At 60.3% G+C, this 14,562-nt stretch carries 12 protein-coding genes and 1 pseudogene; 3 read left to right on the top strand and 10 right to left on the bottom strand.

Annotated elements, in window-relative coordinates; all coding sequences use genetic code 11:
• Nucleotides 1-2,132, bottom strand: a 2,132-nt coding sequence (locus E4O97_RS26230; protein WP_248162697.1) for a DUF6531 domain-containing protein, incomplete at its 3' end; no start/stop codon positions are given.
• A 273-nt stretch (nt 2,133-2,405) separates the two neighbouring features.
• Here E4O97_RS26230 and E4O97_RS26225 point away from each other — a divergent pair.
• Nucleotides 2,406-3,491 carry a DUF1615 domain-containing protein gene (locus E4O97_RS26225; RefSeq protein ID WP_248162695.1) on the top strand — a complete coding sequence of 362 codons (1,086 nt, stop codon included), beginning with the start codon at nt 2,406-2,408 and terminating at the stop codon, nt 3,489-3,491.
• Here E4O97_RS26225 and E4O97_RS26220 read toward each other — a convergent pair whose 3' ends face one another.
• Nucleotides 3,492-4,286: a DUF4349 domain-containing protein gene (locus tag E4O97_RS26220; protein WP_148854151.1), complete on the bottom strand. Its 795-nt coding sequence runs from the start codon at nt 4,284-4,286 to the stop codon at nt 3,492-3,494.
• Between the two features lie 85 nt (nt 4,287-4,371).
• Between E4O97_RS26220 and E4O97_RS26215 the strand changes: the two are divergent.
• Nucleotides 4,372-4,617: pseudogene (locus E4O97_RS26215) on the top strand (acyl-CoA thioesterase domain-containing protein); the annotation flags it as partial.
• Between the two features lie 245 nt (nt 4,618-4,862).
• Here the strand turns inward: E4O97_RS26215 and E4O97_RS26210 are convergent.
• Genes E4O97_RS26210 through E4O97_RS26200 form a run of 3 tightly spaced genes read right to left on the bottom strand, consistent with a single transcriptional unit; the run spans nt 4,863 to nt 7,445 of the window.
• Nucleotides 4,863-6,044, bottom strand: coding sequence for an acetyl-CoA C-acetyltransferase (locus tag E4O97_RS26210; protein WP_248132999.1), 1,182 nt, complete (start codon nt 6,042-6,044; stop codon nt 4,863-4,865).
• Between the two features lie 11 nt (nt 6,045-6,055).
• Complete coding sequence (locus tag E4O97_RS26205) at nt 6,056-6,715, bottom strand: CoA transferase subunit B (RefSeq protein ID WP_005786928.1); 660 nt, start codon at nt 6,713-6,715, stop codon at nt 6,056-6,058.
• Nucleotides 6,716-6,746: 31 nt separating this feature from the next.
• Complete coding sequence (locus tag E4O97_RS26200; RefSeq protein WP_010211319.1) at nt 6,747-7,445, bottom strand: CoA transferase subunit A; 699 nt, start codon at nt 7,443-7,445, stop codon at nt 6,747-6,749.
• 133 nt (nt 7,446-7,578) lie between these two features.
• Here E4O97_RS26200 and E4O97_RS26195 point away from each other — a divergent pair, with 133 nt between their 5' ends.
• Nucleotides 7,579-8,481 carry a LysR family transcriptional regulator gene (locus E4O97_RS26195; RefSeq protein ID WP_032876764.1) on the top strand — a complete coding sequence of 301 codons (903 nt, stop codon included), beginning with the start codon at nt 7,579-7,581 and terminating at the stop codon, nt 8,479-8,481.
• Between the two features lie 55 nt (nt 8,482-8,536).
• On the opposite strand, the gene E4O97_RS26190 is transcribed toward E4O97_RS26195, so the two are convergent.
• The 5 genes from E4O97_RS26190 to E4O97_RS26170 all read right to left on the bottom strand — a co-directional run bounded on the left by E4O97_RS26190 (nt 8,537) and on the right by E4O97_RS26170 (nt 14,509).
• Complete coding sequence (locus E4O97_RS26190) at nt 8,537-8,866, bottom strand: hypothetical protein (protein ID WP_003190335.1); 330 nt, start codon at nt 8,864-8,866, stop codon at nt 8,537-8,539.
• A 469-nt stretch (nt 8,867-9,335) separates the two neighbouring features.
• Nucleotides 9,336-10,190 carry an NAD-dependent protein deacetylase gene (locus tag E4O97_RS26185; RefSeq protein ID WP_216091029.1) on the bottom strand — a complete coding sequence of 285 codons (855 nt, stop codon included), beginning with the start codon at nt 10,188-10,190 and terminating at the stop codon, nt 9,336-9,338.
• Nucleotides 10,191-10,198: 8 nt separating this feature from the next.
• The gene (locus E4O97_RS26180; RefSeq protein ID WP_005786938.1) at nt 10,199-10,639 is read right to left on the bottom strand and encodes a CBS domain-containing protein; all 441 of its coding nucleotides are present in this window, start codon (nt 10,637-10,639) and stop codon (nt 10,199-10,201) included.
• A gap of 130 nt (nt 10,640-10,769) precedes the next feature.
• Entirely contained in the window at nt 10,770-12,719 is a 1,950-nt protein-coding gene (locus E4O97_RS26175) for a DNA topoisomerase III (protein ID WP_248162692.1), read from the bottom strand.
• 167 nt (nt 12,720-12,886) lie between these two features.
• Entirely contained in the window at nt 12,887-14,509 is a 1,623-nt protein-coding gene (locus E4O97_RS26170) for an MFS transporter (RefSeq protein ID WP_216091031.1), read from the bottom strand.
• Nucleotides 14,510-14,562 lie beyond the last annotated feature (53 nt).

Below are 14,562 nucleotides of genomic sequence, written 5' to 3'. Positions count from 1 at the left end.
GCATCGTAGGATTTGAAATGCTGCGCGCCGTCCGGATCGATGCGCTGCACCAACCGCGCCCGGTCGTCGTGGACATAGACTTCCTGGCTACCATCGGCGTTATGCACCGTGACACGGCCGTCATCCCCCCAGGCATAACGCGTGTCCATCTGCGAAAAACTCGCCCAATGCCGGACGCAACGTGCCGCCTTGCCGGAACGCTCCCACGCCCAAAAGAAACTCGCCCCACCGGCCAACTGCCGCTCAACAATGACGTGCTGATCGTCGTACCGATAACGCTCGCTTTCACCGACGGCATTGGTCGCGCAAACCAGTCGTCCGTCTTCGTCATAGGCGTAGGAAACAACGTTCTGCTCGGTTTCCCAGACGTAGGGCTCACGCCCTTTGGCGCGATGCACCTGGTAGTCCACCGCCACGATTCGATCCAGCTCATAACGCAGCAGCAGCGAGCGACCAGCACCGTTATCCAGCCCCTCGATCCGCCCGGAAGGATCACGGCAAATGCGCAGGCGGTTGTCATACGCATCGCTGATCGCAGTCAGTACACCGTCGCGAAAGTGATAGAACCGCGACGCCTGGGCCAGCACTAACTCATCAGGAGCCGAGCCCAAGTAGATCGCCGCTTCCGCCAGGCTGTTGGTAATCGCAGGCCGAGCAGAAGTCGGCAAGGGCAGGGTAGTCGAGCGGTTCTCATGATCGGTCCACACCACCGAATCGCCCGACACACAAAGCCTGTGCGCCAGCGCATGACTCCAGCCAAACCCCAACCCGCAATCCAGTTCCACCGCACTGGTGCGATACAGCCGCGTCCACTCAAACGGCAAAATCCCGTCCAGCGCGCCATCGGTAAGGGTCAGCAATTCCTCGCCGGTGACCATCGACACCGGGCAACCATGAGTGACCGTCTTATCTGCTGGAGCCGCCGCATCTCCCTTCGGATTCGACGCCACGGCAGGCGCATCATCCACCGATTCCTGGCGGACCAACGTGGTGCGTTGGGTCTTGCTGCGCACCATCGACACCGGGTTCGAAACCAGCGTATCGCCTGCCTTCAACGGCACCACCGGCACGGCCTTGACCGGCGTCGCGGCACTGCTCAGCAACACAGGCTTGGCGACCTCGACATGCGGCCCCAACCCTGGCCCCACTACTTGCTTGGCCAGCAATTCCAACAACGCTCGTGCGCGCCCGGATTTGACGTGACTGAGCACACCAGCCCCCAATCGCACCACTACGCCCATCGCACCCAAGACGCGAATCAGCAGCAGATTGATCAGGACCTCACCGGTAATTTCGCCCCACAGTTCAGCCATCTCCGGCGGCGGGAGCATGCGCATCCAGCTGACCAGCGCCGATAGATAGATAAACAACAGCGGCTCATCACTGAGCACCAGCAAGCCCTGGGCGATCGCGTCACTGCTCAGTGTCAGCAGTTCATCGAGCTCAGTTTGAGAAAGGTATTGCAGCAGTTTTTCGCTGTTGGGCTTGAGGTCCGCCAGCAGCGCCGACAGCTCGCCAATGTTGTCCCACAGGCTGTAAAGCGCCTTGACCATGCCGCTGGCAAAGGCCGCCTCCAGCAGGCGGCGCCGCTCAAGCGGGCGAGCGTCTGCGTAACTTTTCCACTGGGCTTGGAAAGTGTCGGTCCACTCTTTGCGCAGCCGGGCTTCCAGCGCTGCGATCACCGACTGGTAGGAAGCATACAGCGCCTTGAGGTGATCCTGGGAAACGTTGGGGTAAAAGCTCACCCGATATTGCTGGTTGCGATCACACTCGGTGATCTCAAGGATGCCGCTCGGGCCGATGGTCTTGTGGATGGGCTCGCCCAGCGGACCGCCGTTTGGATCAACGCGTTGCAGCATCACCGCTGTGTCGCCGATCGGCACGAACCGCGTGCTCTGGAACATATGCACCAGGGTCAACGTACCGTTGGCCCGGCAGGTGGCGACGGTGCTGCTGGGAAACAGGGAGCGATTGATCGGGGCAACGAGCGTTACCTCATCGCCGACCTTGAACACCTGCTCAAGCTCCAGCGCCGAGAAGCTCCAGAAGCTATTGGCCCAATCGTCAAAGGTGTTCAAGCAATCGCGAAAGTCACGGAAGACGCCTTCAACGTCGACCGTTTTCACGTTCATTGGGGTCAGGGCCAGCCTGCCAATGACCGGGTTCAAGCGCCAACCCCATCAACCGGGGGCGTAACGAAAACAACCATCTGCAATCCCTCGCACTGTTCAATCAGGCGAGGGACTTTGCAGCGGTTCACAGGGCAGGGGAGTAGCGCTTATCCGGCAGTTATGTGGGATGTTTCAGCTAAAGCCAGGCATCCGCTTCGGCTCACCGACGAACCCCGGTTAGACTTACCTGTCGATATCTGCACTGCCCGGTCTGTCGTTAACCAAGGAAGCCTCATGTATCCAAGTCGTCTGCTCTTTTGCCTTATGCCTTTACTGGTGTTGGCCGGTTGTTCCACCTCCCGTGGCCCGCAGCAACCCGAGCGCAGTGAGGCCGAGGTGAAGGCGCAGATCGTGCGCCTGCTGCCGGCCAAGGTGTCGGACCGCAACGGTTGGGCGCAGGACATCTACACCGCCTTCGACACCCAGAAAATCTACCCCAGCACCGAAAACATCTGCGCCGTGCTGGCGGTGACCGAGCAGGAGTCTACCTATCAGGTCGACCCGCCTGTGCCGGGCATGGGCAAGATCGCCCAGGATGAAATCCTGCGTCGCGCCGGCAAGGTGCATGTGCCCGCGTTCGTGGTACGCAGCGCCCTGCAATTGCGTTCGCCCACCGGCAAAACCTACGCCGACCGCTTGAATGCCGCACGCACGGAGAAGGACTTGAGCGCGATCTTCGATGACTTCATCAGCATGGTGCCCCTGGGTAATACCTTGTTTGGCGGCTTCAACCCGGTGCACACCGCAGGCCCGATGCAGGTCAGTATCGACTTTGCACAAAAACAGGCGCGGGGTTATCCCTACACGGTGGACGGTACGATTCGCCGTGAAGTGTTCACCCGTCGCGGCGGTATGTACTTCGGCATCGCCCATTTGCTCGGCTACCCGGTGAGCTACGACCAGCCGCTGTACCGCTTTGCCGATTTCAATGCCGGTTGGTACGCCAGCCGCAATGCTGCGTTCCAGGCCGCGGTCAGCCGCGTGACGGGTAAAGAGCTGGCGCTGGATGGGGACTTGATCCGCTATGGCTCCCTGCTGCCCGGCACCACCGAACTGGCAGTGCGCTCACTGGGGGCGAAGCTGGACATGCGCAACCCGAGCATCCGCAGCCAGTTGGAGCAGGGCGACCAGTTGGACTTCGAGGACACCACGCTGTACAAGCGCGTCTTCAGCCTGGCCGACCAGGCGGCCGGCAAACCGCTGCCACGGGCGATCCTGCCGGGCATTGTGCTCAAGAGCCCGAAGATCACCCGCAACCTGACCACGGCCTGGTTTGCCAAGCGTGTGGATGAGCGCTATCAGCGCTGTATCAAGCGCTGATCAGCTGCGACGCTTGACGAACCGGCGCCACAACCCAACCCACAGCCACACCACCGGGAACGCCAGGATCACAAACGGCAGCACATAGCTGGCACGCTCCAGGGCGTCTGCCGTGCCGTTCACCAGGTTGTCTCCCAGGTGGCTGAACATCCGGCTGAAACGTGACGCTTGGTTCGCACCGTCAGAAGAGCGGAAATTCAGGGTCACGCGATTGGTATCGAGGCGGCGTTGCTGGCCGGCGGCAACCTGGGCCAATGCCTGCAACTCATTTTCAATACTTGCTTGCTCCTTGCTCAGAACGATCAAGTCACTGACGTTGATATCCTTGCGCTTGGCCAGTTCGTCGAGGCGTTGCTGCTGGGCTTGCAGGCGCTGCTGGCGGCGGCGCACATCGTCGATCGCATCGGCCAGGTCTTCGGCGGTAGTGATGCGCTGGCCGAGTTTGCCGCCTTCAGCCGCGAGGGCGACCATCGGTTCCACACCCGTGGGTGCGATCCGCAGGATGATCTGGCCGCCGTTGCTGTCTTCGGTAATGCCAAGGATATTGCAGGCACCAAAGCGTGCCGTTTCACACGCCTCGCGGGTGGCCTGCATACGCGGCGCGAGCAGAGCGCCGGGCAGGGCCAGGGTCAGTTCATGCTCATAGGCCAGTTGCGCCCCGGCCTTGCCCTGTTCGCCATTGATGACCGTGGCGCGAGAGTGGTCCTTGGGTGAGCAACCGGCCAAGGCCAGGCCAGCGAGCAAAATCAACAGCGGCGCGCGAAGCGGGTGGGAATTGCCGTCCAGGTGGCGCATTACGTTTCCTTGAAATGTGCAGGAGAAATTGATCGCGATTAAAGCCGGTCTGGTCCATTAACGCAAAGCATTGCCGGGGATTTGCCTGGCCGATATTGGCATGGGATACGCCATGGCGTTTTCCAGTGAGCCACCGCTGCCGTTGATTACTGCCAGCATGACCTTGGACTACCTGGGCGCCGTGCAGGTGGGGGAGTGGATGGTGGTACGTTTGGAAAGCCACAAGCGCGGGCGGCAGATGGCGTTTGCGACGCTGAGTTTGCAAGTGCAGGAGCGCATTGTGCTGCGTGCGAGTGCGGTGTTTGCGGTGCCACAGGGTGACAGGCAATGAGATCAAATGTGGGAGCTGGCTTGCCTGCGATAGCGGTGTATCAGTCAGCAATAATTTGACTGACACACCGCTATCGCAGGCAAGCCAGCTCCCACCGTCTGACCGAGTGCTTACAGGTAGGGAATCGATAAAAGAAAAGGCCTGGCTTTTCGTGGAACCGGGCCTTTTCTGTGTTGCTCTTATTGGCATGGGGCTACTACGCAGCCCAACGGGAGCAAGCTCCCTCGCCACAATAGCGATCCGATTCAGCCGCGTTCGAGTGCCAGGGCCACGCCTTGGCCGCCGCCAATGCACAGCGTCGCCAAACCTTTTTTGGCGTCGCGCTTGATCATTTCATGCAGCAGGGTCACCAGCACGCGGCAGCCTGAGGCGCCAATCGGGTGGCCGATGGCGATCGCGCCGCCGTTGACGTTGACTTTATCGGCGTCCCATTCCAGCTCTTTGCCCACTGCCAAAGATTGCGCAGCGAAGGCTTCGTTGGCTTCGATCAGGTCCAGGTCTGCCAACTGCCAGCCGGCCTTGTCCAGGCAGCGGCGAGTGGCCGATACCGGACCGATGCCCATGATGGCCGGGTCTACGCCCGCATTGGCGTAGCTGGCGATACGCGCAAGTACAGGCAAGCCGAGGGCGCGGGCTTTGTCGGCGCTCATCAGCAGCACGGCGGCGGCGCCGTCGTTGAGGCTGGAGGCGTTGCCGGCGGTGACGCTGCCGTCTTTCTTGAACGCCGGCTTGAGCTTGGCCAGGGACTCGGCCGTGGTACCGGCGCGGGGTTGTTCGTCCACCGCGAAAGCCACCGGGTCGCCTTTGCGCTGGGGAATCAGGATCGGGGTGATCTCGTCGGCAAAACGTCCGGCCTCAATGGCAGCGGCGGCTTTTTGCTGGGAGGCGGCGGCGAACGCATCCTGGGCTTCACGGCTGATGCCGTACTTGTCTACCAGGTTCTCGGCGGTGATGCCCATGTGGTAGTCGTTGAATGCGTCCCACAGGCCGTCGGTGATCATGCTGTCGATCATCTTCGCGTGGCCCATGCGCAAACCGGTGCGCGCGGCGGGTAGTACGTAGGGTGCCAGGCTCATGTTTTCCATGCCGCCGGCAATGATCACCTCGGCGTCGCCGCAACGAATGGCCTGTGCGCCCAGGTGCAGGGCCTTGAGGCCCGAGCCGCAAACCTTGTTCAGGGTCAGGCTCGGCACGGCGTGGGGCAGGCCGGCGAGGATCGAAGCCTGGCGCGCCGGGTTCTGGCCGCTGCCTGCAGTGAGCACCTGGCCGAGGATCACTTCATCGACTTGGGCCGGGTCCAGGCCGGTCTGCTCCAGCAGGCGACGGATCACGGCGGCACCCAGTTCCGGGGCCGGGATGTTCGCCAGCGAACCTTGGAAGCTGCCCACGGCGGTGCGGGTGGCAGCAACAATCACGACGTCTTGCATGGAATCTGTCCTCACTGGAAGTGCATTTCTGGAACGTGGTCCGGGACGATCAGTTTACCGGCGGTCTTGCTCACAATCTCTTCAACACTGACGCCAGGTGCGCGTTCCTTGAGGACAAAAGCGCCATTTTCGATTTCCAGGTACGCAAGGTCCGTGAGCACACGCTTGATGCAGTTGGCGCCGGTCAGCGGCAGGCTGCATTGGCTGAGCAATTTGGACTCACCGTCTTTGGACGCGTGGGTCATGATCACGATGATATTTTCCGCACCGGCCACCAGGTCCATCGCACCGCCCATGCCCTTGACCAGCTTGCCGGGGATCATCCACGAGGCAATGTTGCCTTGTACGTCCACTTCAAACGCGCCGAGCACGGTGAGGTCGACATGCCCGCCGCGAATCATCGCGAAGGATTCGGCGGACGAGAAGATCGAGGCGCCAATGCGTGCGGTGACGGTTTGCTTGCCGGCGTTGATCATGTCGGCATCAATGGTTTCTTCGGTAGGAAACGGTCCCATGCCGAGCAGGCCGTTTTCCGATTGCAGCATCACCTCCATGCCGTCGGGGATGTAATTGGCTACCAGGGTCGGAATGCCGATGCCCAGGTTCACGTAGTAACCGTCCTGCATTTCGCGGGCGACGCGTTGAGCCATTTGTTCGCGGGTAAGAGCCATGGTTGTTTCCTCTTATTGTTCTGGACGTGGATTATTTGCGGACGGTGCGCTGTTCGATGCGCTTCTCGAAGGTGCCGCAGATGATCCGGTCGACGTAGATGCCAGGGGTGTGGATCTGCGCCGGGTCCAGCTCGCCCGGTTCGACGATTTCCTCGACTTCGACCACGGTGATCTTGCCCGCGGTGGCCGCCAGCGGGTTGAAGTTCTGGGCGGTGTGGCGGTAGATGACGTTGCCGAAGTGGTCGGCTTTCCAGCCTTTGACGATGGCGAAATCGCCGGTGATGGACTCTTCCATCAAATACGGGCGGCCGTTGAATTCGCGGGTCTCCTTGCCTTCGGCAACTGGGGTGCCGACGCCGGTGGCGGTGAAGAAGGCCGGGATGCCGGCGCCGCCTGCGCGCATTTTTTCCGCCAGGGTGCCCTGGGGGGTGAGGACTACTTCGATTTCGCCGCTGAGCAGCTGCTTCTCGAACAAGGCGTTTTCACCCACATAAGAGGCGATCACCTTGCTGATCTGTTTTTCTTCGAGCAGCACGCCCAGGCCGAAGCCATCGACGCCGCAGTTGTTGGAAACCACCGTCAGGTCGCGGGTGCCTTTGCGCTTGATCTCGGCAATGAGGTTTTCCGGAATGCCACACAGGCCAAAACCGCCGGAGAGCACGGTCATGCCGTCTTCCAGGCCTGCCAGTGCTTCTTCATAGGACGCCACGCGTTTATCGAAACCTGCCATATGCACCTCTTTTATTGTTTGTGGTCCAGCCAGTGCGTTGAGTGTTGCGCCAGTGGATTGATTTGTTAAGTTGTTTTTTAAGGTTGATTGATTTAGAAAACAGCATAGTCCAACTGCTGTCTGGAGCTGCCTCATGACCGTCAAACAGATGCGTGCCTTTCTCGCCGTTGCTCAGAGTCTGAGTTTTGCTGCTGCTTGCGAGCGCCTGCACCTTTCTCAGTCGGCACTGAGCTTGACCATCAAGGGGTTGGAAGAAGGGTTGGGCGGGCGCCTGTTCAGCCGCAATACCCGTAACGTCGCGTTGACCCCGGAGGGCGAATCGCTGTTGCCCCTGGCGCGCCGGTTGATTGCCGACTGGGACAACGCCGAGGACGAACTGCGCCAGCGTTTTACCCTGCAACGCGGGCGCGTGACGGTGGCGGCCATGCCGTCGTTTGCCGGTAACCTGTTGCCGCCGATCCTGAAGATCTTCCGCGCACGTTACCCTCAGGTGAACGTGACGGTGCATGACCTGATCAACGAGCAAGTGCTGGAGATGGTGCGCGACCGTCAGGTGGAGTTGGGCGTGGCATTCGAGCCGTCCGAGGGGTCATCGTTGGCATTTACGCCGTTATATCTGGATCGCTTTATCGCCGTGGTGCCAGGGGATTCGCCGTTGGCTCAGCGTGCCGAGATCGATTGGAAAACCTTGCTGGAGCAACCGTTTATCACGTTGCAACGCCCCTCCACGGTACGGGTGATGTTGGAAGAACACCTTGGTGCCTTGCAGATGAAATTGCCCGTAGCGTTGGAAAGCCATCAACTGGCGACCGTGGGGAAGATGGTCGCCAGCGGGCTGGGCGTCAGCGCCGTGCCAGCGTTATGTGCCCGGCAGATGGAGGAGGCGGGTGCTCATTGCATTACCTTGACCGGCCCGGTGATCGAGCGGCCAATTGGCGTGTTGACCAAACCGGGCCATGAGTTGTCGGCGGCGGCGCAAGTGTTGTTCGATATTTTTCGGGATGAGGCGGGGAAGGGCAGGTTTCCAACTTTCTAACGTTATAAAAAATGCGGGAGCTGGCAAGCCAGCTCCCGCATTGATTGAGTAATACTTAGTAGTAGCGGTCGATCACTTTAACTTGCGAGCTGTCTTTGAAAGATGCCCAGGCATTGTTGAGTGTATCGAACACCTGCTCGATAAAGTTTCGATCAGCCGCAGCCTTCTTTCCGACATAGCCCTGGCCACGGCGGTACATCTTCAGGCGCGCCGCCAGTTCACGGTTATTGCGGTCGAACTCGGCTTCTTCGGTATGGGGCGCCAGGCAGTCAATTTGCACTTCGCCCGATTTGCCAATCCACAGGATATGGTCGTCGAGTGTGTCTTTCTGCGCTGCGAACATCTCAGCCAATTCATCGATAGTTGGTTGGTTGTTCAGATTCATGTGTAAGCCCCTTGACCAGTTGGCGATCTATCAATTGATTCGTTAAAACTGCGTAGTTGTCTCCGGTTCCGAAAACCGGGCGTCAGTGACGGTCTGCCGAATACGGGCAGGGTCTTGAACCTGATGCATGTAGTCTTGCTGATGAACTGCTACGCAACGCTTTCATAACGAAGACAAGCAGCGTTTTAGCTCCTTGTACCAGACCCTTTCGGGGCTGGTCAGCTTCATCAATCTGCCTTGTGGGCAGTGCACATCCGGAAAAACAGCTCGGCGGTCAGACGAGCCTGTTCAAAACGCTTGTTACCAACGCTCCCGATCCGGGAGACGTCTAGATCATGCAAGGACAAAAAGGTTACGTCAACGATTATGTAGTGATTATTTTTGATCACTACATAATTTGTTGTGGGGGCGGGGGAATGCGGGAAAACGTGACTTGGGCGTCATTTTTTGGAGGTGCAGGTCGGGCGTTTCAACCCTCCTGTAGGAGCCGGTCGACGAGCAACGGCAGTAGCTGCTCGCAGGAGGCCTGGATTTTAACCTGCAGCAGCTCATCCCCGCGTGTCTTGCCCAGATTGATCGCAATCACCGGCTTACGCTGCTCGACCATGGCCTTGCACAATCGGAACGCCGAATAGGCCATCAGTGACGACCCCACCACCAGCAGGCCCTCAGCGTGTTCTACCGCCGCCATCGCCTTCAGCGCCGTCGCCGGTGCGACATTCTCGCCAAAGAACACCACGTCAGGTTTGAGCCGCTCGCCGTTGCAATGGGGGCAGTGGGGCACCTGGAAGTGTTGTTCAAACGCCGGATCGAGCAAGGTGTCGCCATCCGGCGCTTGCACGGCGTGAACCTGCGCCATATGCGGGTTATCAACTTCCATTTGCCGCTGGATCACATCGCGCTCGCTGCGCAGTTGGCAATCCAGGCACAGCACCCGATGCAAGCTGCCGTGCAACTCGATCACGTCATGGCTGCCGGCCTGGTCATGCAGGGTGTCGACGTTCTGCGTGATCAGCCCGCTGATATGGCCATGGTGTTGCAGTGTCGCCAGTGCCAGGTGAGCCTTGTTCGGCTGCGCAATGCGCACACGCGGCCAACCCAGCATCGCCCGCGCCCAGTAACGGCGTCGCGCATCCGGGGTGGCAAGAAATTCCTGGTACATCATCGGTGCTTTGCCCCGGCGTACACCTTCACTGTCGCGGTAATCCGGGATGCCCGACGAGGTGCTGATGCCTGCGCCGGTCAAGGCTAAAAAGCGTCGTTCAGCCATAGCCCGGTGCAGGATTTCGAGGTGGTCTGCCTGATGTTCCAGCGTGTCGAGCATGGTGTCCCCTATTCGCCGCGGATGTATTGCTCCAGCTGTTTGATCAGATCAGCCTGTTCGGCGATGGCTTCCTTCACCAAGTCACCGATGGACAGCAGGCCCAACAGTTCGCCGTCTTCGACCACCGGTAGGTGGCGCAGGTGACTGTCGGTCATGATGTTCATGCATTCCTCGACACTTTTATGGGTGTCGACGGTGATGACGGGAGAGCTCATAACATCGTCGACCCGAGTGGTCACCGACGACAGGCCTTTGAGAATGAGTTTACGTGCGTAATCACGCTCGCTGATGATCCCTACGACCACACCTTCCTTGACGACTGGCAAGGCACCGACGTTTTTCTCAGACATCCGCACCAGCGCTTCGAACACCGTGTGGTCCCATTGAATGGTGTGAACGTCCTGGTTTTTCTGATCCTTGGCTTTGAGCAATTGTGCGACGGTTTTCATGGCGGCCACTCCGGTGTTGTTCTTAGGTAGTCAGGGTCCCCTAAAGAATCCTAGACGGCCTGCGGCAGGGCAAGACCCAAAGCGGCGTTAAACCTGTCGAAAAACGTCATTTGCCGGATTTTTACGCGTTCTAGCCCGCCGTTGTCGGTTTCTTTGTGCGCTTTGGACTGGCCGCAGCCTTGCGTGGACCGCTCTTGCGTTTCTTCTTCCAGGGCGTGGCACCTCGACCTGCCAGGCTGGCGGGGCCGGTGATGGTCATGCGCATACCGTTACAGCGCGCCACCTGCTTGCTCATCCACGCCGCCTGCTTGGCAACGAATTCTTCCAGGCTCATTTCGCCGCTTTGCACCATGTCCAGCGCTTGTTCCCAGATGGCGGTGGTGCCTGGGTCGGCAATGGCGCGGGGCACCGCGTCAATCAGGCTGAACGCGGCTGGGGTTGCCGACAGGGCTTTGCCGTTTTTCACCAGGTAACCGCGGTCCAGCAAGCCCTGGATGATCCCGGCGCGAGTGGCTTCGGTGCCGATGCCGGTGGTGTCCTTGAGCTTTTGCTTGAGCAGCGGGTCTTGCACCAGTTTGGCGACGTTTTTCATCGCCTTGATCAGGTCGCCTTCGGTAAAGGGCTTGGGTGGTTGGGTCCACAGGTCCTTGAGGTTGACCTTGGCCACGGCGTAGTCCTGGCCCTGCACCAGCGTCGGCAAGGCCTGGGGCGCAGGCGCTTCACGGCCTTTGGCGGGCGCCAGTGCCTCGGGCAATGCGCGTTTCCAGCCGGCTTCGATGATGACCTTGCCCACCGCACGCAACGCCTGGCCGGCACAGTCGAAATCTGCCTGGGTGCGGTCGTATTCATGGTTGGGCAGGAACTGCGCCAGGTAGCGCGCGCGTATCAAGGTGTAGACCGCACGGTGCTTGCCGGTCAGTTGGCTTAAATCCTTGCCCGCCCCAGTGGGGATGATGCCGTGGTGGGCGCTGACCTTGGCGTCATTCCAGGCCCGCGAGCGGCGTTGAGGGTCGATGTGCGGCATCAATTCGTTGACCGCCGCATCCGCACGGCCCAGCGCCGAGAGGATCTTTGGCGCCTCACTGTGCTGGCTCAACGGCAGGTAGCCGCAATCGCTGCGCGGGTAGGTGATGACCTTATGAGTTTCGTAGAGGGATTGGGCAATATCCAGGGTTTCCTGGGCGCCCAGGCCGAGCTTTTTGGAACAGATTTCCTGCAGTGTGCCGAGGTCAAAGGGCAGGGGGGCAACTTCGCGCATGCGTTCGGTGCGCAGCTTTACCAGCCGCGCCGTGTTCGCGTTGCCCATGGCGTCGGCAGCGTCCCGCGCCAGTTGCGGGTTGAGGCAACGGCCCTGATCATCGCAGGCATCTTCATTGGCGCGCCACTGGGCGGTGAAGGTCATGCTTTCGTGACGCAGGTCGACATCAATGGCCCAATACGCCACCGGTACGAAATCGGCGATGCTGCGATCACGGTCCACCACCAGGCGCAGGGTCGGGGTTTGCACCCGGCCTACCGGCAATACGCCCTGATAGCCGGATTGGCGCCCCAGTAGGGTAAACAGGCGGCTCATGTTCATGCCGATCAGCCAGTCGGCGCGGGAGCGGCCCAGGGCCGAGTGATACAGGCTGAAGGTTTCGGCGCCCGGCTTGAGCGCCGCCAGGGCCTTGCGAATGGAGGCCTCGTCCAGTGCAGACAGCCACAGCCGCTGGATCGGCCCACGGTAGCGGCAATGCTCCACCAGTTCACGGGCGATCATCTCGCCCTCACGGTCAGCATCGGTGGCGATCACCAGCTCCTGGGCTTCCCCCAGCAAGCGCTTGACCGCCTTGTACTGGCTGGCGGTCTTGGGCTTGACCAGCATCTTCCATTTTTCCGGAACGATCGGCAGGTCGGCCAGCACCCAGCGTTTGTATTTGGCGTCGTAGGCGTCGGGCGGGGCGGTTTCCAACAGGTGCCCGATGCACCAGGTGACAGTAACCCCATTGCCCAGCCAGCAGCCGTCGCCGCGGCGTGTGGCGCCGAGCACGGCCGCGATATCCTTGGCCTGGGAGGGTTTTTCACAGAGGTACAGCCGCATGGTCATCACATCAGATCGGGTTGATGCCTTGCAGGATGCTTAGTCAGAAGGATTTGAGCAACCATTATCTGTATGGATGTACAGCAATTTGTGTGAGCAACAACAACCAAAATGTGGGAGGGGGGGCTTGCTCCCTCCCACAAGGGATCTTCGGTGTTCAAACGAACTCAGTTGTTATCGATATCCACATGCCGGGTTTCTTTGAGGCAGAACAAACCGACGATCAAGCTCACCCCAGTCACCACCACCGGGTACCACAGGCCATAGAAGATATCGCCGGTGTACACCACCAGGGCAAAGGATACGGTCGGCAGGAACCCGCCAAACCAGCCGTTGCCGATATGGTAGGGCAGGGACATCGACGTGTAGCGGATACGCGTCGGAAACAGCTCCACCATCAGCGCCGCCAATGGCCCGTAGCACATGGCAGCGATCAGGATCAGCACGACGATCAGCACCACCACCATCACCTTGTTGACCTGGGCCACGTCCGCCGAAGACGGGTAGCCGGCCAGGGTCACGGCGCCACGCAGTGCCGCCTCGTCAAAGCCGTCGATGCGCACATCGCCCACGCTCACCTGCACCGGGCTGCCTGCCGGAGCGGCGGCACTGCTGTAGGGCAGGCCCTGCTTGACCAGGAAGGTCTTGACCTTGTCGCATGGGCTGTCAAAACGCGCCTTGCCCACCGGGTCGAACTGGAAAGTACAGGTGGCCGGGTCGGCCAGCACGGTAATCGGCGCCTGTCGGCTGGCCTGGTCCATCGCTGGGTTGGTGTAGTGCGCCAGGCCCTTGAAGATCGGAAAGTACAGCGCGGTCGCCAGCAGCAGGCCGAGCATCAGCACCGGCTTGCGCCCGACCTTGTCCGACAGCCAGCCAAACAGGATAAAGAACGGCGCGCCAATCACCACGCTGATGATCAGCAACATATTGGCCAGAGCCGGGTCCATGCGCAGGAACTGGGTCAGGAAGAACAGCACATAGAACTGCGCCGCGTAAAAGGTCACGGCCTGCCCGCCGTTGATACTGAACAGCGCGATCAATACGACCTTGAGGTTTTCCCATTTACCGAACGATTCGCGGATCGGCGCCTTGCAGGCCTTGCCTTCCTCTTTCATTTTCAGGAAGGACGGCGACTCGTGCAGGCTCATGCGGATCCAGGTCGAGATGCCCAGCAGCACGATGGAAAACAGGAACGGGATGCGCCAGCCCCACACTTCGAACTGATCGCCCGTGAAGTAACGGCAGGCCAGCACCACCAGCAACGATAGCAGCAGGCCGAGGGTGGCGGTGGATTGAATCCAGCTGGTATGCAGGCCGCGCTTGCCGGGTGGCGCATGTTCGGCCACATAGGTGGCCGCGCCGCCGTACTCGCCGCCCAGCGCCAGGCCCTGCAACATACGCAGTACGATCAGGATGATCGGTGCGGCGATGCCGATGCTGGCGTAGGTCGGCAGCAGCCCGACGCAGAAGGTTGCCACGCCCATCAAAATGATGGTGACCAGGAAGGTGTACTTGCGCCCGATCATGTCGCCCAGGCGGCCGAACACCAATGCTCCGAACGGGCGCACCACGAAGCCTGCGGCGAAGGCCATCAAGGCAAAGATAAACGCAGTGGTGTCGTTGACCCCGGCAAAGAACTGCTTGCTGATCACCGCCGCCAGGGCGCCGTAGAGGAAAAAGTCATACCACTCGAACACCGTCCCCAGGGACGAGGCGAAGATGACTTTTCTTGATTCGCTGGCAGTGCTTGCACTGGCCGCCGAGCCTAGGGGTTGAGCATGTTCTGACATTGGGTGTCCCTCACAGTGATTATTTATTGTTGTCCCACTGTCGGCGCCAACTT

This window comes from Pseudomonas sp. W15Feb34, assembly GCF_023127765.1.
In the GTDB taxonomy this organism is placed as follows: Bacteria; Pseudomonadota; Gammaproteobacteria; order Pseudomonadales; family Pseudomonadaceae; genus Aquipseudomonas; species Aquipseudomonas synxantha_A.
This window is presented reverse-complemented; position numbering and strand designations above follow the sequence as displayed.

What these genes read in the sequence shown, in the direction of transcription:
- E4O97_RS26185 (WP_216091029.1), bottom strand. Translation starts at nt 10,190, where the DNA reads ATGCTCGACACGCTGGAACATCAGGCAGACCACCTCGAAATCCTGCAC.
- E4O97_RS26210 (WP_248132999.1), bottom strand. Translation starts at nt 6,044, where the DNA reads ATGCAAGACGTCGTGATTGTTGCTGCCACCCGCACCGCCGTGGGCAGC.
- E4O97_RS26180 (WP_005786938.1), bottom strand. Translation starts at nt 10,639, where the DNA reads ATGAAAACCGTCGCACAATTGCTCAAAGCCAAGGATCAGAAAAACCAG.
- E4O97_RS26205 (WP_005786928.1), bottom strand. Translation starts at nt 6,715, where the DNA reads ATGGCTCTTACCCGCGAACAAATGGCTCAACGCGTCGCCCGCGAAATG.
- E4O97_RS26190 (WP_003190335.1), bottom strand. Translation starts at nt 8,866, where the DNA reads ATGAATCTGAACAACCAACCAACTATCGATGAATTGGCTGAGATGTTC.
- E4O97_RS26220 (WP_148854151.1), bottom strand. Translation starts at nt 4,286, where the DNA reads ATGCGCCACCTGGACGGCAATTCCCACCCGCTTCGCGCGCCGCTGTTG.
- E4O97_RS26225 (WP_248162695.1), top strand. Translation starts at nt 2,406, where the DNA reads ATGTATCCAAGTCGTCTGCTCTTTTGCCTTATGCCTTTACTGGTGTTG.
- E4O97_RS26175 (WP_248162692.1), bottom strand. Translation starts at nt 12,719, where the DNA reads ATGCGGCTGTACCTCTGTGAAAAACCCTCCCAGGCCAAGGATATCGCG.
- E4O97_RS26200 (WP_010211319.1), bottom strand. Translation starts at nt 7,445, where the DNA reads ATGGCAGGTTTCGATAAACGCGTGGCGTCCTATGAAGAAGCACTGGCA.
- E4O97_RS26195 (WP_032876764.1), top strand. Translation starts at nt 7,579, where the DNA reads ATGACCGTCAAACAGATGCGTGCCTTTCTCGCCGTTGCTCAGAGTCTG.
- E4O97_RS26170 (WP_216091031.1), bottom strand. Translation starts at nt 14,509, where the DNA reads ATGTCAGAACATGCTCAACCCCTAGGCTCGGCGGCCAGTGCAAGCACT.